This is a genomic window from Desulfitobacterium dehalogenans ATCC 51507, assembly GCF_000243155.2.
GTDB classification, from domain to species: Bacteria; Bacillota; Desulfitobacteriia; order Desulfitobacteriales; family Desulfitobacteriaceae; genus Desulfitobacterium; species Desulfitobacterium dehalogenans.
Map to the genome: position 1 here is coordinate 952501 of NC_018017.1, position 23327 is coordinate 975827.

Consider the following 23327-nt stretch of genomic DNA (forward strand, 5'->3'; position numbering starts at 1 on the left):
ATGTGCCTTGGCTTCTTTTTATTTTTTGACTGCTGAAGTTTTTAATTGAATATTATATTTTTCCATCTTGCGGTATAAGGTATTGCGGGACATTTTTAAAGCTTTTGCCGCTTGGAAGATATTGCCGTTATAACTTTCTAATAAGTTAATGATGCGTTCGCGTTCAGATTCCCCATTCTGCGGAGTAAATAGTTTGGATTGAGAGGTCGTATTTTGAGAATGCAAAATATATTCGGGTAAGAATTCGGGAGTGATTTCCAGGCCTTCGGACAAAATCATTGCTTTTTCGATAACGTTTTTTAATTCCCTGACATTTCCCGGCCAATCATAGCTGCAAAGGATTTGGAGAGCAGCCGGATGGATTTGCTTGGATTGGACGTTGTATTGTCTGGACAATTCGGATATAAAATGTTCTGCCAATAAAGGAATATCGCATTTTCGTTCACGGAGCGGCGGAAGGTTGATCTCAATGACATTGAGCCGATAATAGAGATCCTGACGAAATTGCCCCAGTCTGACGAGTTCAGCCATATCTGTATTGGTTGCGGCGATAATGCGCACATCCACTTTTTTAGGTTTATTGGAGCTAATCCGCGTAATGGTTCGCTCCTGGAGAAATCTCAGAAGAGTTACCTGCATGTCCAGAGGCATTTCACCTATTTCATCCAGAAGCAAGGTTCCTTCGTGAGCATGTTCGAATTTTCCGATGGAACCATGGGCACGGGCACCGGTAAAAGCGCCTTCTTCATAGCCGAAGAGTTCACTATGGAGTAAATCCTTCGGCAGTGCCCCGCAATTGATAGCTACAAAATTGCCTTTCCGGCCGCTGCGCTGATGAATGGCCTTAGCCACCACTTCTTTGCCCGTCCCGGTTTCCCCAAGCAGCAGCACATTCGAAGGGAATTTGGCGGTTTTTTGAACAATGCTGTCCACTTTGGACCAAGTGGTGCTTTCACCAATATAGTCAATCTCATGAGGCTTGGAGAGCTTATGGGAAATAGAAACGGGAGAGCAGGAGGGACTGGAATGGTTAACTTTTTGCTCGGCTGAGCCTTGCTTTTTGAAAATAAGCAGGGTATGGACTTCACCGTTAAGAAGCCGGATATGCTGTTTTCTGAGCAGCCGGCAGCGGAGGGTTTCTCTTTTATGGGTTGCGAAATCCGCTTTAAACTCAATTTCTTCACTGGGTTGCTCGTAATTGTTGGCCATGAGACGAGCCAAATCATTTTTGTTAGGAAGATAGCTCCCTAAGGATTTGCCGGTCGTGTCGGAGCCGGTAAAAGAGCTGGCGAAGATTTGGTTTGCTGTATGGATTGTCCCATCATGCTCCAGAACAACAACCAAGCAGGAGCAATCATCGATCATTTCTTTGATCAGAGGTTTGAGTTCAAGGGGCTTAGTTGATTTGGGTCCTGCCGTCAGATAATACTCTATAATTTTAGCTGCAGTGATAGTCATGGAAAGGGCATTATCGTGAAGGCTGCCAAAGGGATTGACTCCATTGAGAACTGCAACCAAGGTGTTGTTGATCATGATAGGAGAACTCACGCCGGAATGGTTCTGGCTGATAATGCGGTAATGCTCATATCCATCGGTTCTCATAGGGATTTTTTCTTTTAAAGCGATGGTAACAGCGCCGTTTCCACAAGTCGCTTCATCGGTATAGGCTCCTAAAGTTCGGGGGTAGTTTTTGATCGGGGTAATTAACTCAAAAACAAAACCGTCAGAATCACAGATGCTTATGTTGCAATCCAGCAAGGCATAAAGATAGTTCATGACCGGAGCCGCTAAAGACAGCAATTCTGCATATTGAATTCTTTTTTCCTGCAACAAGGAGGTATTGCATTTAGGAAATTCCGTGGACCATGGATCAAGGCCAAGATTCCGGCACCGTTCCCATGATCGGGCCACAGAAGGATGAACGTTGTCTTCCTGGATCACTCCGCGGATCACAAAGTTCTTCCAAGCCTCAAGAATTCCTTCCTGGGTATAATGCATAGTTACAACCTCCTCAGAAGAAATCATGGTGAAAGTATTTTTTAAACCTTTATGTCCTTTCTTTCACTTCGAGAAACCAATCATGAACAAAAGGGTTGAGCAGTAGTGACTTGAGGTGTTAGTAATAACTTTCCCAATCTTATAGCCATCTTACACCACATTAATAATATTTTCAACTCCGAACCTTTTCGTAAAAACGTGGAACAGTTTGTTCAAACAAAGTGTTCCGCCTTGTGAGCAATGGGACATTTGGTTTTGGAGTGATCCCACTACGGCTCCAAAGGTAAATGATTTAGCAATGAATTGGCATGAGTTTTGCATTGATTATAAATTGCCAAAAGATAAGTTTATGAACAGTAAAAAGGAGGGATAAAAACGCGAGCAATTTCTAGTACATCATTTCACAGCTTTGCCAAAATAAAAGCACACGGCTCAACAGGAGGTAACTAAATGTCCGAGACTTTATTATGGGAAAAACAAAATGACGGTATAGCTTACGTAATTATTAATAAACCAGAACGCAGAAATGCTATGGATGCTGATCTGATGGTAAAGATGGTTCAGGTTTTGGATCAGCTGGATCAGGATAAGGATGTCAGGGTCATCATTCTCAAAGGACAAGGGGATCATTTCAGTTCGGGCGGCGATTTAAAAGCAGGGGTTGGCGGTGAACCCACTGTTGAAAATTCCAGAGCGGCCTTACAAAAATTTGTTTTTGCAGTAAGAAAGATACAAGAGATGGAAAAGCCTGTCATTGCTATGGTAAAAGGCTATGCCATAGGTGGAGGCATGAGTCTGGCCATGGCTTGCGATATTGTTTTTGCGTCGGAAGACGCCAAATTCAGCTCTAATTTCCTCAAGGTAGGGATTACACCGGAAATGGGTGCTATGCTCTTGATGCCCTTGATGATGGGTGCTCAAAGAGCAAAAGAATTATGGTTTACGGGAAGAGTTATTGATGCGGCGGAAGCCAAGGAGTTGGGATTTGTTAACCGAGTCTGTTCTTCGGAAGAAATTGAAAGCGCTACCCGGGATTTTGCCACAGACTTAGCCCAAATGCCTGCTCTTCCGGTGAGAATCACCAAACGAATTACCAATTCAACCCTGTTTAATTTATTGAACTCTGTGCTGGAAGCGGAACTGCAATCGACTCCTTTCTGTACCCAGACAGAAGAGCATAAGGCTTTAATTGAAGCGTTTAAAAACCGGAAAAAATAGAAGTAAGTAATACATGCTGGGAGGAAGCAATATGACCAATGAACAGCTGAGCCGGAAATCTCCGTGGTTTTCATATCTGGGGTTATTATTGGGAACTTTCACCATGATCGAGGCAATGGCCTTTCAAATTCCCGCTTTGCCGGTGCTGACGAAGGAATTTGGAGTCCCGGTAGCCACAGCAGCCTTGATCAGTCTATGCTATTATCTGACGGCTACCGTGTGCGGCCCTGTCTTTGGCAATATTGCCGATCAGATAGGCCGCAAACGCATTGCCATGATCGGTATGATTATTTTTGCTATAAGTGAATTTATGGCTGCTTTTGCCACAAACTATCCCTTTTTCTTATTGGCCAGATTGTGTCAGGGAATTGGCGTGGCTGCTGTTCTCCCTGCCGGCCTTTCCTATGCCAGCTATTTATTTCCGCCCAACAAGCGGGGAATAGCGGTTGGAGTGTATACTGCCGTCGGGACCTTTGCTTCAGCGATGGGTGGTTTTTTAGGCGGGATTTTGATTGCGAAATTCGGCTGGCAATCTCTTTATATTATAAGCGGCGTCTTAGCAGTCCTGGGCATTGCGCTGGTGCATATAACGGTTCCCGAGACTCCCACTGCGGAGAGAAAGCCCTTTGATTATATCGGTTCGATCTTGCTTCTGCTTACCATAGGAACTTGGTTATCCCTTTCCGTACTGGTTGCCAATTTTGGCTGGGTATCACCCTATACCCTGGGTATGCTGGGTTTAGCCATTGTTTTTGCCATAAGTTTCTGGAATGTGGAGAAAAGAACCAGTCACCCCTTTATGGACTTATCCATCCTTAAAAACCGCTACTTTGCCGCACCGATCCTGCTCTATTTCTTTATTGCTCTCTGCTCCCAGGGCTCCGTATTTACTAACTCCTACTTCGTTACAGCCAAACCGGGCTTAGGCACTGCCTATGTAGGCATTATGACGGGATCGATTTATCTTGCCGGAGCGGCAACATCGCTGCTCAGCGGCAAGTTGATTGATTCGTTTAAAATTAAAACGGTCTTGCTGATAGGAATGGGAACCTTTATCGCCGGTACGTTGCTTTATTCCCAGTACACAGTGGATACACCGTTTTGGTATATTGTACTGACTTTGGTGTTTATGTCCGGTTCTTTGTTGTTTATTGCCCCCGCCTGCATGAAAATGTCCATGTCCGCTGTTCCGTCGGAAAAGCTTGGCAGCGGCTCAGGAACTTATATTATGATTCGCGATTTGGGAAGTCCCACCGGACAAACGACCATGCTGGCTGCCTTTGGAGCGATTTCTGCCTCCTCCCTGGCGACAGAGATAGCTGCTGAGGCTCAGAATTCAGGAGTAAGCGAAGACATGATACCTGCCGTGGTGGAAGCGGGAAAAACAGCCGGCAAAGTCATTGACCCGACCTTAGCAGATCATCTGGCCAAAATTGGGGTTAGCTTTCAGGATCTCTATGCCAAAGCAAATTTTGATGGAATGGTCATTGCGGTCAACCAGATGAGTACGATCATTATTGCTATAGCGGTAGCAGCATTTATAGTAGCTGTATTTGCTTTGCCGAATACCAACGGAAGTCCCAGTGGCCTTGACCATAGAAGCAAATAATACAGAAACAGACCCATTTAAAAAGATTAATCCGAGAAGCTGTGTGCCTTAAACCACAGCTTCTCGGCTATTCGGCATTCAGGAAATACGTATAAAGTAAACATGTTTTCTGTTGTGAAAGTGTTTGCATGAGACACTTTGACTGAACACTTTGTTTCGTTTTTGGGGGATGGAAAAAGTCTCCTAATGGATTTCCCCAGCAATATCAGGCCAAAGAGAATTATTTTTCTTCCTTCTTTGAGTTGGCATCATTCTTGCTTTATATAGATATCGAAGCTACCAGTGCATGACAGATTGAAAGGGGAAAGTGAAGCATGAAAAAGTCTGAGATTCCGAAATTTGGGAACCTGCAGGGATTAAAGGTCATTACATCCGGGTCGGCAATTGCAGGCCCATTTGCCGGGGCGCTCTTTGCAGAGCAGGGTGCTGAGGTTATTTACCTGGAAAATACGGCTGTTCCCGATATGTTTCGTATGTTTGGAGATGTTTGGTCAAGCGAGCATAGAAATGAGAGAACCATGGCCTTGGATATTCAGTCTCCCGAAGGCCGGGAAATATTAGTCAAACTTGTCCAATGGTGCGATATCCTGATTGAATCCTCCAAAGGAGGTACTTGGGCCAAGTGGGGGCTTACGGACGAATTTCTCTGGGGGATCAATCCCAAACTGGTCATCACTCATGTTTCAGGTTTTGGACTGACTGGCGATCCGGACTACATCAGACGAGGATCTTTTGACCCTATCGGTCAGGCCTTCAGCGGCTATATGGCCATTAATGGAGAACCGGAACCGGCCCCTCCTTATGCACCAAAACCCTTTACCGGGGATTATGTGACGGCGTTGAATACCACCTGGGCCACCTTGGCGGCACTCTACCGGACCCAACAAACCGGGGTGGGGGAAAGTGTCGATGTCGCCCAGTACGAGTGCCTGGTCCGTATTCAAGGGAATTTTCTCCTGGAAGGAGTCAATTCCGGCAAACAACCGCCCCGTATGGGCAATAAAGATTTGAAATCCGCCCTGGAAAACGTCCAGAAATGCAAAGATGGCAATTACGTTATGTTGGCTTTAGGGGGAGGCGCAGTATTAAGGAGAGTTGAAAAGCTTTGGGGTCTTGACGGTGATCCGGACTTTCAGGAGCCTCATACGGTGATCTTCAAAGAGGATGGCCCCCGCGCTGAAAAATTCGTGAAAGCCGCCGTGGAATTCTGCCGTAGTCATACTGCCGAAGAAGTGGATCGCATTATGAACGAAAATCAAATCCCCTGCAGTATTGTCATGACCTATGACAAAATGCTGGATAACCCACAGTACAAAGCCAGGGAGACCATAACGGAATGGTATGACGAGATCAGCGGCCGCAAGGTTAAAGGGGTAGCACCCATTCCCAGGTTCAGGAATAACCCAAGCCAAATCTTCCGCAGCGGGCATACCTACGGTATGGATAACGAGGATGTGCTGAGTGAGTTCGGCTACAGCGAAAATGAGATCAAAGCTTTCTATGAGAAAGGTGTTATCAAGAAAAAATAGACTTTTATGTGCTAAAACGTTTTTACACAAAAATGAGGTGGGAATTGATGAACATTATTGCATGCTACAAAATCGTTCCGGAAGAACAGGATATTGTGGTTGAGAAGGATCGCAGCTTGTCTTTCGCCCGGGCCGAATGGAAAATCGGGCAATATGACCTGAATGCCGTGGAAGCCGGGGTGGAAATTGCCGAAGCTGCAGGCGGCAAAGTCATGGCCTTAAGTATTGGCGGCAAGGAGTTGGATAACTCCAAACTCAAGAAAGGGATTCTTTCCAGAGGCCCAGAGGAGCTTTATTTGGTCGTCGATGAGAAATTAGGGAATGCAGACAGCTATACAACGGCCCAGACCTTAGCTGCCGCCATCCGTAAAATCGGCGCCTTTGACTTGGTTATCTGCGGTGAAGGGTCCTCGGACTTATATGCACAACAGGTGGGAGCCCAACTGGGCCAGATGCTGAATGTCGCGACGATCAATGGGATCAGCAAAATGACACCAGATGGAGATCGATTGATTGCAGAGCGCACCCTGGAGAACGAGATTGAAGTACTGGAGATCCCCTTACCTGCGGTGATCTCGGTAACTACGGATATTAACCTGTCCCGGATTCCCAGCATGAAAAATATCCTGGCTGCCGGGAAGAAGCCGACGACAGTTTGGGATCTTACGGCCATTGGTATGACTGGTATTGATATTCCCACTGAAGTGGTGAGCACTCTGGCACCGGAACAAGCGGATCGCAAGAAGATCATTTGGGAAGGCGAATCGGAAGAAGTCATTCAGCAATTGTTTGCGCATATTCGCAAAGAACTTCTTTAAGGATGGTGAAAGAGATGAGCATATTGAAAAAAGTTTGGATACTGGCAGAAAAACAAATAGGCTTAGGTCAGCTATGCGCAGGCGGACGCCAGCTGGGAGAGGAAGTCTCCGCAATTCTATGGGGAGAAAAGGAAGAGGCTGACAAAGCCATTGAGATGGGTGCGGATAAAGTTTATTGGCTAGGTACTCTCAGGCCGGAGACCCTTAGGGAAGATTATGTGGAGACTATTCTGAAGCTGCTCCAAGAAGAAAAACCGGATGCTCTGTTGGTCCAGCCGACCAAAAGAGGAAAACTGATCGCCGGCCGTTTGGCAGCAGGGCTGGGGACATCTGCCCTGGTTGATGCAGTTGAGATCCTGACGGACGGAAATAAGGTTCAAATCCAGCACATGGTCTATGGAGGAGCGGCTTTCCGCACCGAGAGAATTCAGCCGCAAACAGCGATCATTACGGTTGGAACCGGGGTTTTTACTCCTCTTGCGGAAGATGCCGGACGTCAAGGCTCAATCATCAAGGTGGAATTTTCAGAACCCGCCGCTAAAATCAAGCTCCTGGAGAAAAAGAGCAAAGCAAGTTCAGAAGTCAACCTGAATGCGGCCAAACGGGTTGTAGGTATTGGCCGTGGCCTTGCTCAACAGGAAGACCTCAAGATGGTTGAAGAACTGGCCGGCCTGATGGAAGCTGAAGTGGGCTGTTCCCGACCTGTTGCTGAAGGAATGAACTGGCTGCCCAAAGAGAGGTATATCGGTGTATCCGGTGCTATGCTCAAACCCGATCTCTATCTGGCCTTAGGTATTTCCGGTCAGGTTCAGCATATGGTGGGAGTCAATCAGGCCAAGGCCATCGTAGCCATCAATAAGGATAAAGCAGCACCGATTTTCAGCCAGGCCGATTATGGAATCGTGGGAGATTTTTATAAGATTCTTCCTTCCTTAATTGAGAAGTTTAAGGCAGAAAAATAGGCAAAGGCAAATATAAGGAACTTATCGGAGGGAAAGTTAATGGATTTTAGACTGACAGAAGAACAAGAATTACTGCTCGAAAGCCTTAGGGAAGTTATGGCCAGGGATTGTACAGAAGACTATATGAAAGAATGCTACGAAAAAGGCGAGCATCCCATGAAGTTCGTCCAGGCACTCATGGATAATGGTTTTGGGATGTTAGGAGTTCCGGAAGAACACGGCGGCACCCCGGTGGATAACCTGACCATGATGCTGGTTGCTGAGGAAATCACCAAGAACGGCGGTCCTCACTTTGTATTCGGACAAGCATTATCCATTGCCGATATGCTCCACTTTGGTTCCGAGGAGCAAATCGCCGATACCATGGCTGAAGTGCAAAGAGGCGGAGTGGCCTTCGTCTTAGGGTTTACAGAGCCTCAAGCTGGTTCCGACAGCAGTGCCGCTGCGACCACTTATACCCGCAAAAACGGCAAGGTCTATATCAACGGCCACAAAACCTTCATGAGCGGAGCACTGCGGGCACCCTATATGCTCTGCCTGGCCCGCAATTCGGAAGAGGCCGGCAATGCCGACAAACGCAACGCCTTTAGTATGTGGTGGGTTCCCATGAATGCTCCCGGCATTAAGATCGAAAAGCTGGAAAAGATCGGCTGGCATATGCAGGATACTTGTGAAGTCTACCTGGAAGATGTGGAAGTCGAAGAAAAAGATCTTGTCGGTGTGGAAGGCAATGGCTTTATGCAAGTCTTATACAACTTTGAGATGGAACGCTTGTTGATGGCGGCCTCAGTACTGGGCATGGCAGAGTGCGCTTTTGAAGATGCCGTCCGTTACGCCAACCAACGGGTGCAGTTTGGTAAAACGATTGGATCTTTCCAGCTGATTCAAGAAAAACTCACCTTTATGAAAGCCAAAATTGAAAACATGAAAAACATGGTCTACAAATGCGCTTGGGAAGTGGACAACGGACTTCCGGTACAAATCTCTTCGGCAATTGCCAAATTATATTGTGCACAAGCGGCCAATGAGGTCATTGACGATGCCCTGCAAATCATGGGCGGAATCGGTTACACCAAGGATGCCCGTATTTCCAGGTTATGGCTGGATGCCCGGGTCTTTAGGATTGGTGGCGGTACGGACGAGATCATGATTCACGCAGCGGGAAGAGCCATTTTAAAGCAATATAAATAAACCGCCGGGCACAGCTTATCACTGTTTTCTCAATCCTTTTTCCAGTTATTTATTTCCCCAAATCCAAGGAAAAGAGGTGTCAGGGAAGTAAGCGGATGGGGAAAGCAAATATAATCATTCGAGGAACTTATCAGTTTATTTTTCAAAAGGAAGGGATAAGACATGAGTAAACAATCGACTCGTCCATGGCTTGTATTTCTATCTTTAGCCCTATTGTTCTTTGCCGCGTTGGGAATGCTTGGGAATACCAATGGTCTGTATCTGACTCCGGTTTCCAAAGAAATGGGTTGGAGCAGGACCGATGCATCCTGGTATTTGACCATTTATATGCTGACCATGGCTTTAACCCAGCCCATTGCCAGCAGACTTCTTTATAAAGTGAATTCAAAAGTTTTGCTCTTCGTCAGTATGACCCTTGTGTGTGCTGCTACCGGTGCTGCGTCTCAGTTCCAAACCGTCATGGCCTGGAACATCTCCGGTGTTCTCATGGGTCTGGGCTATTCTGTCATTATGTACCTGACCCTTCCGGTCATCATCAGCAACTGGTTCAACAAAAAGACCGGTATGGTTTTAGGTATCGCCCTGGCCATTGGAACCCTGGGCTCAGCCATAGCCAACCCTGTTGCCGGAATGCTGATTACGGAGTATGGATGGAGAACCGCCCGCCTCGCCATGTCCATCGCGGCCTGGGTCATTGCCATCCCCGGTATTCTCTTATTTGTTAATTTTAAACCTGCCGATGTTGGTCTGAAACCTTATGGTTATGAAGAAGGAGCCTCAGGGCAGCAGACGAAAGCCGCTGTATCTCTGAAAGGGGTATCTGCCGCTGATTCCCTGAAATCCCCTGCACTATATATGGTTATGTTCATAGCTTGTGCGGTGGTCTTGTATTCCTCCATGAACACTCAGATTCCGGGATATGCTAGTTCAATCGGGCTGGCGACTGCTTTTGGGGCCTATGCCATGACCATTCTGAACCTTGCCAATATGGGCGGGAAAATCTTCTGGGGCTGGTTAACGGACCGCAAAGGCTTCCTTCCCTCTATGGTTGCGGCTCTGTCCTGCGGCATAGCAGGGGTCTTGATTATTTTGGCCGGGGGCTCCAATGTCAGCGTATTCTATGCCGGTTTGGTTTTCTTTGGTATTTGTTTTTCCTCACTGACCGTTATGCTGCCTCTGATTGTCAAAGGGATCTTTGGCGAAAAAGATTATGGAAAAATCTATGCCAACGTTACCTTGGTGCAGCAGTTAATGGCCGCCTCAGCTGCAATTATCTATGGAAGAATCTTCGATATCACTCAAAGCTTTGTCTTTGCCTGGCAGATGAATATTGTGACCCTGGCCATTGCTATCCTGATGCTCTTCGGAGCCGTTAAGGTCGGCAAAAAGCTGGTCCATGTATAAACTAGGCTGATTCCCATTCCAACTCCCCTGAACTGAAATAAAGATCCTAAGCATGATGTAAACCTCAATCATGGACAGTCTCGATTGAGGTTTACATTCTAAATAGCCCCTTGAAGTCATCAATGCACTAAAGAATAATCCCATAGGATAAAGGAAGGAACGCTTATGTCACAATTTCCATTATTAAGTTCTCCCATCAAATTAGGCAGTATGCTTCTGAAAAACCGCATGATAACTACATCCATGTCCCCGGGCCATGACTATACCAATGAAGAAGGACAGCCGACTCTGAGATTTTATAATTACCTGGAGGAAAGAGCTGCCGGCGGAACGGCCTTAATTTGCCAAACCGTTTGCTTTTATCCCAGACTTAAGAGTCAGTTGGATCATCTCCATCCTTTGCCCCTGGGCTATGCGGAGGAACATCTCCCCCATCTGAGCAAGATGGCTGAGGTTGTGCATAAACATGGGGGGCTGATCGTTGGCCAGCCTTATGCCGTGCATGACTGGAAGTCCGCGCCGGAAGAGAAGGAAGAATACTGGGGCCCATCCACCTTATCTATCTCCAAGCATAGTCCCAAACCCATGACGAAAGAGCATATACGGATTTTCAAGGAAAATATCGTCCAATGCTCTGTTACGCTGCAAAAAGCCGGCTGGGACGGGGTGGAGGTCATGGCAGGTGTCGGTGGCATTTTGAACCGCTTTATGTCCCTGGCGACCAACGATCGGACGGATGAATACGGCGGCAGCTTGGAAAACAGATGCAGACTGACGGTTGAAGTTATGGCAGAGATCAAAAAAGCCTGCGGGGATGATTATCCTATCATTGTCCGCTGGTCCCCGGTGGATTTTATCAAAGGCAGCTTAACCATGGAAGAGTCTTTACAGATTGTGGAGATCCTGGAAAAGGCGGGCGCTGTTTTGCACAACTTAGCTCCGGGCTGGCATGAAACTTCCGTACCCTTAACCATTAAGGATGTGCCGGAAGGGCATTGGTCCTGGGTTTCCGAAAAAATCAAATCCGTAGCCAAAGTACCGGTGGCCACCGCCTATAGAAATACAGATCCTTTTAATATGGAAGAAATTCTGGCGAAGGATAAGGCCGACGTGATCGCAGGCCTGAGATACAATATTGCCGACCCTGAATTTGCCAAAAAAGTCATGGAAGGCAGACCGGAAGACATTAACAAATGCATCTGCTGCTGCCGCTGCCTGGATGACGTCATCAGCCAGGGAAAACCTTTGAATTATTGCGGAGTGAATCCCCGCTTGGGAGAGGAATTGGAAAAACCTCTTGCCCAAGCGAATAAGACCAAGAAGGTCATGGTCATCGGCAGTGGGCCGGGGGGACTGGCGGCAGCTGTTACTGCAGCCCAAAGAGGGCATAAAGTGACGATCTACGAGCGGGGACCCCGTTTAGGAGGCTGTTTGGTCATGAGTGCCATCTTCAGCCCGACCTATGATCGCCTGAACACCTATTATAAAACCCTGCTCAAGAAACATCCTGAAATTAAAGTCAATTTTAATACTGCCGTTACCCCTGATCTGGCAGCCCGTGAAAAACCCGATGCAGTCGTTGTGGCCGTCGGGGGACATCCGATTGATCTGAAGGTACCGGGAGCGGAAGGCGGGAATGTGGTCAAATCCCATGACTTCCTGGAATTGCTCAATGGCAAGCCTCCCCAAAAACCGGGGATAATGAATAAAATTATGTATAACTGCGGTTCTGTCTTCTTGAAGTTTTTCTATACCCCGGATTTAGCCCGTACCTTCATGGGCAGATTCCCCTGGCCTCTGGGCAAGAAAATTGCCATCATCGGCGGCGGTTTGCCGGGCTGTGAGCTGGCCAAAGAAATGATGCATTATGACCGGGATCTTGTAATCATCGAAGAAAAAAAGAAAATTGGTCATGATGTGGGCGGCAGTGACCGTTTCCATATTGTTCCAGTCTTTAAGAAATCCCCCCGGGTAGAGATGGAGACCCTGACAAAAGTAAAGGCCATCACCAGAGCAGGAGTTAAGGTCGTTCATGAAGATGGCTCAGAGACATTCCATCAAGCCAATACAGTGGCGGTAACTTTGGGCTTTGAAGAGAACATGGAGCTGGCGGAAGCCATCAAGGGCAAAGTTTCCGAAGTCTATGCCGTAGGAGACTGCAGCAGTCCTGCCCGTATGGCTGATGCGACCAAAGCAGGCTACAAAGCGGCTTGCCAAATCTAAGATAATTCGGATGAAGCAAGGAGGAAGGCTCATGAAGGCAATTCTTAGTGATTTATTAGCGGAACAATCCCTGGTGGATACCTTGGTGTCTGACTTAAGTGAGGAACAGTGGCTGAAACCCCTGCCCGTAGAAATGTGGAATATTAAAGATGCCATTATTCATATTGCATTCTTTGATTATGCAGCCAACAAGCTGATGAGCGGTGAAGCGGAAGACCTGGTGAAGCTGGCCGATGCTGAGTCAGGTCAGGATCAATATGTCAGAGCGACAAGCTTTCATCACCTGACCGGAGCTGAAGTCCTAAGCTGGTGGCGGGAAGAACGTACACGGATGGCAGCTTCTTTTTATGAGAAAAACCCCAAAGACAGGATACCCTGGGCCCCAGGGCTGCCTATGTCGGCCAAGTCACTGGCATCTGCCCGCTTAATGGAGCTGTGGGCTCACTCTGTGGATATCTATGACGCTTTGGGACTGGAGCCGGTGGTTCGGGAGCGGATTACCAGTACCCTGTTCTTATCCTGGCAAGCCAGACCTAATGCCTATCGGATCAATGATTTGGAAATGCCCGCTACTCCCATTTATCTGGAGCTTATCCTTCCCTCCGGGGAGATCTGGGCCAAAGGAGAGCCAAGCGCAGAAAACAGGATTAAGGGCAGTGCCAAAGACTGGGCTCTCGTGGCCATTCGCCGCCGGAACTGGATGGACACGGATTTGGAAGTCGTGGGAGAAGAAGCCCGGCGCTATGCTTCGATCGTTCAGACTTATGCAGGATGGGCCGACCCGGCACCGGCAGCAAAACGACAAAGGTAAGATCCTGCGCATCTGAGATGAAGTATTCAACACTACCTTGTCGGAAAGGAGAATCAATCATGTATCCGATGAACGTAGGGAACTTTCTGACCCTGAATTCAGCCAGATACCCTGACAAAATTGCCCTTGTCTGCAAGGACGAGCGCTTAACGTATCAAGAATTGAATTGCAGGGTAAACGCCCTGGCTCATGCATTCCTGGATCTCGGCATTGGCAAGGGGGATAAGATCGGCTATCTTTTTCCGAACTCCATCGAAATTGTCGAGTTATTCTTTGCCATTGCCAAGATCGGTGCCATTGCCGTGCCCCTCAATCATCGGCTGGTATCCAGAGAAATAAAATGCCTGCTGGACTCAGTGGAATGTGATGTTTTTGTCTACAGCCGGTTGTATGATGGGCCGGTAAGTGAAGTAAAGGGCAGCTTCAGGACGGTAAAGCATATTATTCGCCTGGGAGAGCCCGCCCCTGGTGAATATTCCTTCGAGAAACTGCTGGAGTATGGCAATACCAGTGAACCGGATATTGCTGTTGACCGCCGGGATTTATTCCGAATTCAGTTCACCGGAGGGACCACAGGGCGTTCCAAAGGAGTTATGCGCACCCACGAGGCTGACCTCTTCCAGACGATTGGGGTCATGACCTCCAATAAAATGGGAGCCAGCTCGGATGAGGTGGTGCTGACCCAGTCCCCCTTGCATCATCAGGGCGGGATAACCTGGATGCTTTGTGTTATGGCTACCGGTGCGCAATTTGTTATTTGCGACGGATTTGATCCGGTAGAGATCCTGAGGCAGATTCAGAAAGAACGGGTAACCTATATGCTGCTGTTGCCGCCGAGCACCTATCTGCGCTTAATCGATGCACCGGCTTTTGGAGACTATGATGTGAGCTCGGTCAAAGTCGTGCATACTTCCGCAGGAGGTACCTCTCCTGCCATTGTACAGAAGATGGTTGAGGCCTTTCCCAACTGTGAAGTGTATTACGGCTGGGGGCAAACCGAGACGGGAGCAGGGACTGTTCACCGGATCACCAGGGAAATGGCTTTGCATCACCCGGAGAAGACCCAAAGCGTAGGAAGACCGATGCCCTTTTTCCAACTGAGAATTGTGGATGAGGCAGGAAAAGATGTTCCCCAAGGTGAGGTGGGAGAAGGGATTGCCAAAGGACCGGCTATCTTTTCAGGCTACTACAAGCAACCGGAGTTAACGGACGAGACCATCGCTGATGGCTGGACACGTACCGGGGATATGATGAGGCAGGATGAGGAAGGCCTCTATTATATGGTGGATCGGAAAAAAGACATGATAAAAACCGGGGGCGAGAATGTTTTCGCCCAGGAAGTGGAAGCCGTCATTCGCAAACACCCCGCGGTTTTGGATTGCTCGGTGATTGGGGTGCCTGACAAAACCTTTGGGGAGGCCGTCATGGCCGTCATCAAACTCAGGGCGGGATACACCGCAGCGGCGGAAGACATTCAGGAACACTGCAAAAGGGATTTATCCAGCTATAAAAAGCCGCGCTATGTGGAGTTTCTCGATGAGTTTCCCGTGGATAGTGCCGGCAAGATTCAGAAATTCAGACTCAGAAAAAAATACCGGGGAATCTACGGACATCTTATTGAATCCTGAGCCGGGGCGGATTGCTTATCAGAGAGTGCTAAATAAAGTGAGGTTATGATCATGGTAACAAGAGCAGAAATCCCTCATTTTGGCCTGTTATCCGGTGTAAAAGTCGTTCACAATACCGTTTCTATTGCCGGCCCTTTTGCGGCGGAGCTCTATGCCGAATATGGGGCGGATGTCATTTGGATCGAAAATGCCAAGGTTCCCTGTATGAGCCGTGTAGCCACCGGCAATGCCTGGCAGCAGGACCGCCGCAATCAGCGGAATCTTTCTATTGATATATCCCTTCCCGAGGGAAAAGAAATATTCCTGAAGCTGATGGAAGATACGGATGTTTTTATTTCAGCAGCCAGGGGCGGGCAGTACGAAAAAATGGGCCTGGGAGATGAAGTGCTCTGGGAGCGAAATCCCCGCCTGGTTATCGTAAAGATTTCCGGTTTTGGGCAAACCGGTCTGCCGGACTATATGAACCGGCCCAGTTATGATCCCATCGCTCAGGCTTTTGGCGGCTATATGGCTATGAATGGATTTCCAGGGATGCCTTCCATGCCCACTAATCCCTTAACTGCTGATTATATGAGCGCTTTGTTCGCCTTCGGAACCTCTGTAGCGGCTGTCATGAAAAGCAGGGAAACAGGCCGGGGGGAAAGCATTGATTTAGCCCAATATGAAGTCCTGATGCGCACTCAGTCCCGATATCCCATGGATTTTCTGGAACAGGGGATTCCCTTTGTTAAAGAGGGCAGCCATAGTGCATATTTTGCCGGCTATGGGACTTATAGCTGTCTGGATGAAAAAGAAGTCTATATGCTTTATTTAGGTGCGGGAGTGCTGAAAAGAGGTCTGCCTTTTATGGGTATCGAGTTCGGTACGGAAAAAATCCCGTCCAGTACAAATCTTCTCTACCTTTCTTCCTCTGAAGGACAAGTTTTGGAGGAAAAGATTAAAGCTTTCTGTCAGTCCCATACAGCAGAGGAGGTCGAGAAAGCCTTCTTAGCCAATGGCGTGCCTTGTTCCAGAATTATGGATTACAACGATTGCCTTAAGGACCCCCAGTATGTGGCCCGGGAAGTGTTTACCCAGTGGAAGAAAGCCAATGGGGAACCTATAAGGGGAGTCAACATTTTTCCTAAATTTAAAAACCACCCTGCTAAAATCTGGCGGGGAGCTCCCAATATAGGCATGGACAACGAAGATATTCTGACGGATCTGGGGCTCTCTGAAGAGCAGATTAAAGAATTATATGCCAAAGGAGTCCTGACCCAAAGAGATTATATAAACAATATCTGAAGCAGAGAAGCATCAAAAGATGCCGGTGATTGGCAATGAGTAAGATGCAAAGGGGTGTAAGCAATGTCAGAGGATAAATTCGATGCAATAGTCGTCGGAGGCGGGATCGCCGGAACAGTAGCTGCTTATTTGCTGGCTAAGGAAGGATTGGAAGTCATCCTTGTAGAACGGGGCAATTATGCGGGCAGCAAAAATATGACAGGGGGGCGGATCTATAGCCATAGCCTGGAAAAGATCATGCCGTATTTTGCCCGGGAAGCTCCCGTCGAACGCAAAATTACCAGAGAAAAAATCAGCTTAATGACCGAAGAAAGCAATGTTACTCTGGATTTCTATTCTTCCCTGCTGGGAGTGCAGGGCAGCGATTCTTATTCCGTTTTGAGAGGGGTCTTTGACCAGTGGCTGGCCGAAAAAGCTGAAGAAGCCGGTGTCCAAATTATACCGGGTATCCGGGTCGATGATTTAATCCTTCGTGAGGGGAAAGTCTGCGGTGTGGTTGCAGGGGAAGATGAACTGGAGGCTGATATCACAATTCTCGCCGATGGTGTCAATTCTCTCTTGGCTCAGAAATTAGGATTCCGGGGAGAGTTAGCGACGCACCATGTCGCCGTGGGAGCGAAAGAAATTATTGAATTACCGTCTCGGGTCATTGAAGAGCGTTTTAACTGCAACGGCAATGAAGGAACGGCCTGGTTGTTTGCCGGGTCCCCCTCTGACGGGCGTGTGGGCGGTGGATTCCTGTATACGAATAAATCGAGCATTTCCCTGGGAGTAGTCACGACGTTAAGCGACGTGATCAAGGGAAACAAAACAGTACCGCAAATGTTGGAGGATTTTAAACAACACCCGTCTATCCAACCGCTCATTAAGGATGGAAAGATGATCGAGTATTCCGGTCATCTTGTACCGGAAGCCGGTTTAGCCATGATCCCAAAGATTGTTGGGAATGGAGTTTTAGTCGTCGGAGATGCGGCAGGATTCTGCATCAATTTAGGTTATATGGTACGCGGGATGGACTTTGCCGTGGCATCGGCTGAATGTGCAGCGAAAGCTGTCCTTAAGGCCAAAGAAGCCCAAGATTTCAGTGAGGGATACCTTCAATGTTACCAAGGCTTATTGGATCAAAGCTTTGTCATGCAGGACTTAAAACACTATAAGGATTTCCCCCATTTCTTGGAGGACACTCCGAGAATCTTCAATGGATATCCGAAAATGGCCACCGATTTGTTGGCGGATCTGTTTGTGGTCAAAGGAGAACCGGCACAGCCTCTAAGAAAAACCATTATGCAGCATGTGAGCAAGATAGGACTGCTAAACCTTGCCAAAGACGGCTGGAAGGGGGTGCGTTCGCTATGAGTCAGGTTAACGTCGATCAGAAGCTTGGGGTCAATAAGTTCCATGTGGATGAAGAGAACGCCCATATTGTCATAAAAGAGGGGAATATCGACCGGGCGGAATATCGCAAATTGGTCCTGGCCTGCCCTGCAGGACTATATACAATCAATGAAAGCGGCAATATTCAGTTCGACTACGCCGGGTGTCTGGAATGCGGCACCTGCCGGGTGCTTTGCGGTAAAACCCTCCTCGAAAAGTGGGAGTTTCCGCTGGGGACCTTAGGTGTGGAATTTAGATATGGATAATGTTTTGTTGGATATAGAAAGCAATAAATCAATGGAAAAAATGACATAGTGCGGATTTTTCCTGAGCATGTGCAAAGGATCTTTTTCTGGGATTTTAACCCTCTAGATTTCTAGAGGGTTTCTTGTTTTTTAGAAGGTCTCCTTAGAGAATTTGCGAGATTGATAGTCAAAAAATTTTTTCTCAAAAGCTCCGGAACCCTGCTAATATGGGATTTTTCAATTACTAATTCAATTCTTTTAATCTTGGCACAGAACTTGCTACTTCTTATAGTTTAAAACCTTAAAAAGTGCTTATTCAAGACAAAAGGTTGGAATTGGAGTGATATGTAGTGGAAAAAGGCAAGGCTAGACTCTCGCGACGCCAATTTCTAAAAGGTACAGCAGCAACAGGAGTATTGGTAGGCACCATGGGAGCTGTTGGAATTGCCCGGAAGGCTGCCGCCGGGGAGGTTGTCTCTGGAGAGGGAGAAAATGCTCCTGATCTCAAAACCATTCGGACCACTTGTTCCCCCAACTGTACCGGGGCTTGCGGAATGAATGCTATTGTAGAAAATAACCAAATCAAGGCTATCATCCAAGCCGCAGATTATCCGGATGAGGATTATAATCCTCGGGGATGCCTGAAAGGTCTATCCATGATGAATCTGGTTTATGGTCCGGACCGCTTGCAAACTCCTTTAATTCAAAAAGGACAACCTGGTGTGGATGAGTTGCAGCAGGCTACATGGGAAGAGGCCCTTGATTATACAGCCCAGAGACTCAAGGGAATCGCTGAAAAGTACGGTCCCGAATCCATTGGAGTCGCTTTCCAAGTCGGCGGGACAAGTTATGTCCACAAGGGAGCCGTATCACGGCTGGCCACCTTAGCAGGATGGAATATTCATCATGCCTATGACCAAAATGGAGATCTTCCCATGTTCTGGCCCATGACCTTCGGTGTTCAATCTGAGGAGCTTGAACCGAAAGAATGGCTGAACTCAAAATATATGGCTATCTTTGGTTCTAATATTCTAGCGACTCGTCTTCCGGACGCCCATTTCCTGGTGGAGGCGAGAAACCGGGGAACGAAGGTGGTTGTCTTCGACCCCAGTTATAGTCCCACGGCCGCCAAAGCCGATGAGTGGATTCCCATCCAGGGGAGTAGTGATGCCGCGGTAGCCTTAGGCATATGCAAAGTCATTCTCGATGAGGGGCTTTATGATGAAAGCTTTATAAAAACCTTCACCGATCTGCCTCTCTTGGTGCGTACAGATAATGGAAAACGACTTAAGGCAGATGAAGTAGAAGGCCTGACGAAACCAACAGATACACCAGCCTACCGGGAGGTCTATGTAGCCTTTAATGGAGGTCTTTTGGCAGTTCATCCGGAGAAGCTGGATCTGCCTCAAGATCTTATTCTGGAAGGAGAAGCGGAGGTCCCGCTTAAGAGCGGAGAGAAGGTCAATGTTAAAACTGTTTTCCAGCTTCTTAGGGAACAACTGCATGACTATACCCCGGAAGCCGTGGAAAAAGAATCGGGAATGGGGCCGGATACCCTTGTCCGTATAGCCAGAGAAATGGCCACTGCCAAACCCCTTCATATCGTCTACGGGGCCAGTAATTATCAATGGTATCATGGGGATCTTAAGGGACGGGCCTTGGCTCTAATCAATGTCCTAACGGGGAATATCGGGCAACCGGGTGCAGGGATTTCAACCTATGCCGGGCAATATCGAATCCGCTTAAAAGTAGGTGAATGGTGGGTTCCGGAAGGACGCAAGCAAAACTGGCTGCCCTTCCTCTATGTCCTTAATGGGCCTACATCCCGTATGAAAGCCGCCTACCCAGAACATGGAATCAAGGCCTTGATTTTCGGCTGGGGGAACCCCTTTGATCAACACAATATGGCTAATATTCTTCGCGAACGGGTCCAATCCGGAGAACTGGAATTCGTGGCAACGATGGACTTCCAAATGACCACAAGCTGTGAGTACAGTCATGTGGTTCTTCCAGGAGTCACTTGGTACGAAAAAATGGATCTGGTAGCAACTCCTGTCCATCCTTACCTCCAGCTGCAGCAGCCGGCCATCCCTCCTGTTTATGAGGGGAAACCCGAGCTCTGGATTATAAGAGAATTAGCAAAACGTTTGAACCCCGAATTTGAGAACTATTTTTACCCTGGACTGGAACCGGATCAGGCAGCCGAAGAGGCGATCAAACTCATGCTCCGCACCGGCGGGCCGGCGGTGGCGGGGATTAGCCTGGAACAGCTCAAGCAGGGACCGGTACGCTTAAAATCACAAGTTCCCGGCGATCGGCAGATTCCCTTTTATGAGCAAGTTCATTCAAAACTGCCTTTTCCACCTCAAAGTCTCCCCGCTAAGTTGGAGCAAACGGCTCAATTCGTCAAAAGCGGGCGGATTGAATTCTACAAAGATGAGGACATTTTCCTGGAATCGGGAGAACAACTGCCGGTCCATAAGCCGCCCTTTGTAGAAAGTGAATACGCTCTGCACCCGGAGGCCCGTGAGAAATATACCTTCAACTTTGTTACTCGTAACGCTATCTACCGGGTGCATTCCACCCATTCCAATAATATCTGGATGAACGAGCTGCAGGAAGGCAAAGCCAGGGTTTGGCTCAATCCAACGGATGCTGATGAAAAAGGAATTCGGGAAGGGGATGAAGTGGAGCTCTATAATGCCCGGGGAATTCTCAAAGCCTATGCTGTTCTTGATCCCGGAGTGGGGCGGAAAGTCGCCATGTTTGAACAGGGCTGGTGGAGCCGTTATCTTAAAGAGACTTCCTATAACAGCTTAACCTATCCCTTTATTAAGCCCACCCATGAAGCCTATTTTGTACCGGGGATGTGGGCCCCCAATACCGCATGGAATGAATGCCTCTGTGATGTTAAAAAGGGTGGTGAATCTTAATGAGATTGGGAATGGTCATTGATAGTGATAAATGCATCGGATGTCGTACCTGTACAGTTGCCTGTAAGTCCCATAATGCCCAGCCCCCCGGAACTTGGTGGAATCGGGTCTTTACTCTCGGGAGTTCCTATCATCAAAGCGCTGTCGGTGAAGAGGGGAATCTGCAAATGAACTTCCTGCCGGTGTCCTGTCAGATGTGTGACAATGCGCCCTGTGAAAAGGTCTGCCCTGTAGGAGCTACTTATACGGATGAACGGGGAGTCGTTTTGGTTGATTTTGAACGGTGCATCGGCTGTCGGTATTGCATTGCTGCCTGTCCCTATAATGTTCGGCAATTTAATTGGGAAGATCCGAAAGAAGCCAAGGAGCGGGCTGGATATAAAGAGGACTATGAATATGGCTATCCAGTTGATGTAAGGGACAAGGATAGAAGGTTAGTGTATACGCCCAACCGTCCGGTAGGGGTTGTGGAGAAATGTACCTTCTGTTTCCAATACACCTCCCAAGGGGAAGAGCCGGCTTGTGTTCAATCTTGTCCTTCCAGGGCGCGGATCTATGGCGATCTGGATGATCCGGACTCGGAAGTAAGCCGCTTAATCCGAGAACGTCAAGCCTTTCGTCTCAGGGAGGATTTAGGGACCCAACCTAAAGTTTATTATCTGTCCGCCAGCAAGCTCAACCGGTAGAAATTATAGAAAATAAAAAGAGTGATGACAAAATATAATCAAGAGAATAGAAAGGGTGAAAGAATTTTGGCACAGAATAATGTGGTGACCACTCGAACGGTGCCTGCTGCCGGCAAACCCTTCAATGGGATGCTTGTGCTGGCGGTAATCCTATTGCTGATAGGCTTGAGCGCCTGGGGATTTCAATTCAAGGAAGGTCTTATTGTCACCAATATGCGTAATTCCTTCAGCTGGGGACTCTATATTGCCACCTTTGCCTTTTTTGTAGGCATCGCTGCAGGTGGGTTGATCGTATCCTCCTCTGTCTATCTTTTTAACCTGGAGAACCTAAAACCCCTGACGAGGATTGCTTCCTTGTCGGCCTTTGCCTGTACCCTGGGAGCAGGGGCTATGATTCTGCCCGATATGGGTCGCATCGACCGGATCTATAATATACTCCTCCACCCCAATGTGAACTCTCCTCTTGTTTGGGATATGGTTGTTATCAGTGCTTACATGGTCGTAACCTTCTTAAGTGTGTATGTCCAGCTTCTTCCCGATTGGAAAAGGGAGGGACATGGTTTTTTTAAGGGTTGGACCAAGAACTATTCCCAAGAGGAGATAGAACGTTTCTCCCAAAAGTGGTCGAAGCGTGTGGCGATCATTGGCTTGCCCTTTGCCGTACTGATTCACACGGTCACTGCTTTGATCTTTGCCACCCAAGCCTCCCGGGGCTGGTGGAACACGGCGATACTACCCCCGGACTTTATTGCGGTAGCGGTGGCTTCGGGAACGGCCCTAGTGCTTTTAATTTCCCTCATTTATGTAGGGAAAGAAGGGTTTACTGAATATCAGGATGCCTTTAAGACGTTAGCCCTCATAGTAGCCGGTGCACTCCTGGTTCATTTTTTCTTCGTGGCTGTAGATCTGCTGATTCATGGCTGGTGGGGAGGGACCGAAGGTCATGAACTTTTCGCCCTTCTCTTTGGCCAATATGGGATGATCTACGGCATAGAGCTTCTTTTGCCGGCCTTTACCATGCTGTTTTTCTTTACCCAAAAGGGCAAAAGTACACGGCAAACCCTAATTCTTGGTTGTGTGCTGCTTTTTATAGGGGTTTTTGCCCACCGTATGATGCTGATGTTCCCGTCGTTTAATGCCATACCGTTAAGCTTCACTATTCATGGTACCGGTATCGAGGCCTGGGCATATCCTGTAGCCATCGGTGAATATCAAGAAGGAATATCGTCCTTTACCAGTTCCTGGCCCTATTTTCCCACGGGGATCGAAATGGCTTTAGGACTCTTTCCTTTTGGCGTGGTTCTGTTTGTCGTTTCTTTAGCCTTTCGATTGTATTCCTTCTTGCCCAGCTCTCCGAAGAAATAAGCATCCCTAGTGCATAAAAGAGCGCAACGAACGGGTAAATTCGCTGCGC

The 23327-nt window shown here is 47.9% G+C and carries 17 protein-coding genes; 16 read left to right on the plus strand and 1 reads right to left on the minus strand.

From position 1 onward, the window contains the following. Positions 1–18 precede the first annotated feature (18 nt). Positions 19–1998 carry a sigma 54-interacting transcriptional regulator gene (locus DESDE_RS04555; RefSeq protein WP_014792861.1) on the minus strand — a complete coding sequence of 660 codons (1980 nt, stop codon included), beginning with the start codon at positions 1996–1998 and terminating at the stop codon, positions 19–21. Between the two features lie 450 nt (positions 1999–2448). On the opposite strand from DESDE_RS04555, the gene DESDE_RS04560 reads away from it, so the two are divergent. From DESDE_RS04560 to nrfD, 16 genes are all read left to right on the plus strand, one after another. Beyond that, the gene (locus tag DESDE_RS04560; protein ID WP_014792862.1) at positions 2449–3216 is read left to right on the plus strand and encodes an enoyl-CoA hydratase/isomerase family protein; all 768 of its coding nucleotides are present in this window, start codon (positions 2449–2451) and stop codon (positions 3214–3216) included. Positions 3217–3247: 31 nt separating this feature from the next. Next, positions 3248–4825: an MFS transporter gene (locus DESDE_RS04565; protein ID WP_014792863.1), complete on the plus strand. Its 1578-nt coding sequence runs from the start codon at positions 3248–3250 to the stop codon at positions 4823–4825. Between the two features lie 314 nt (positions 4826–5139). After that, positions 5140–6354, plus strand: a complete 1215-nt coding sequence (locus tag DESDE_RS04570; protein WP_014792864.1) for a CoA transferase — start codon at positions 5140–5142, stop codon at positions 6352–6354. 47 nt (positions 6355–6401) lie between these two features. Continuing rightward, positions 6402–7172, plus strand: coding sequence for an electron transfer flavoprotein (locus DESDE_RS04575; RefSeq protein WP_014792865.1), 771 nt, complete (start codon positions 6402–6404; stop codon positions 7170–7172). Between the two features lie 14 nt (positions 7173–7186). Then, positions 7187–8134: an electron transfer flavoprotein subunit alpha/FixB family protein gene (locus DESDE_RS04580; protein WP_014792866.1), complete on the plus strand. Its 948-nt coding sequence runs from the start codon at positions 7187–7189 to the stop codon at positions 8132–8134. 39 nt (positions 8135–8173) lie between these two features. Further along, complete coding sequence (locus tag DESDE_RS04585; protein ID WP_014792867.1) at positions 8174–9325, plus strand: acyl-CoA dehydrogenase; 1152 nt, start codon at positions 8174–8176, stop codon at positions 9323–9325. 162 nt (positions 9326–9487) lie between these two features. Beyond that, positions 9488–10729, plus strand: coding sequence for an MFS transporter (locus DESDE_RS04590; protein ID WP_014792868.1), 1242 nt, complete (start codon positions 9488–9490; stop codon positions 10727–10729). A gap of 165 nt (positions 10730–10894) precedes the next feature. Continuing rightward, positions 10895–12952, plus strand: coding sequence for an oxidoreductase (locus tag DESDE_RS04595; RefSeq protein WP_014792869.1), 2058 nt, complete (start codon positions 10895–10897; stop codon positions 12950–12952). A gap of 31 nt (positions 12953–12983) precedes the next feature. Further along, positions 12984–13763: a TIGR03084 family metal-binding protein gene (locus DESDE_RS04600; RefSeq protein ID WP_014792870.1), complete on the plus strand. Its 780-nt coding sequence runs from the start codon at positions 12984–12986 to the stop codon at positions 13761–13763. 59 nt (positions 13764–13822) lie between these two features. Next, positions 13823–15391: a class I adenylate-forming enzyme family protein gene (locus DESDE_RS04605; protein WP_014792871.1), complete on the plus strand. Its 1569-nt coding sequence runs from the start codon at positions 13823–13825 to the stop codon at positions 15389–15391. A gap of 45 nt (positions 15392–15436) precedes the next feature. Further along, positions 15437–16675, plus strand: a complete 1239-nt coding sequence (gene caiB / locus DESDE_RS04610; protein ID WP_174270139.1) for an L-carnitine CoA-transferase — start codon at positions 15437–15439, stop codon at positions 16673–16675. 63 nt (positions 16676–16738) lie between these two features. Continuing rightward, a complete protein-coding gene (locus DESDE_RS04615) occupies positions 16739–18031 on the plus strand; it encodes an FAD-dependent oxidoreductase (RefSeq protein WP_014792873.1) in 1293 nt (430 codons plus the stop codon). Beyond that, a complete protein-coding gene (locus DESDE_RS04620; RefSeq protein ID WP_014792874.1) occupies positions 18028–18315 on the plus strand; it encodes a ferredoxin family protein in 288 nt (95 codons plus the stop codon). Before DESDE_RS04615 ends, DESDE_RS04620 begins: the two co-directional genes overlap by 4 nt. Positions 18316–18644: 329 nt before the next feature. Further along, entirely contained in the window at positions 18645–21227 is a 2583-nt protein-coding gene (locus tag DESDE_RS04625; RefSeq protein WP_014792875.1) for a molybdopterin-dependent oxidoreductase, read from the plus strand. Then, on the plus strand, positions 21227–21913 hold the full coding sequence (locus tag DESDE_RS04630; RefSeq protein ID WP_014792876.1) for a 4Fe-4S dicluster domain-containing protein: 687 nt from the start codon (positions 21227–21229) through the stop codon (positions 21911–21913). The genes DESDE_RS04625 and DESDE_RS04630 overlap by 1 nt, the downstream gene beginning before the upstream one ends. A 66-nt stretch (positions 21914–21979) precedes the next feature. Next, positions 21980–23278 (plus strand): NrfD/PsrC family molybdoenzyme membrane anchor subunit, encoded by a 1299-nt coding sequence (gene nrfD, locus DESDE_RS04635; protein WP_242831338.1) that lies wholly within the window; start codon positions 21980–21982, stop codon positions 23276–23278. Positions 23279–23327 lie beyond the last annotated feature (49 nt).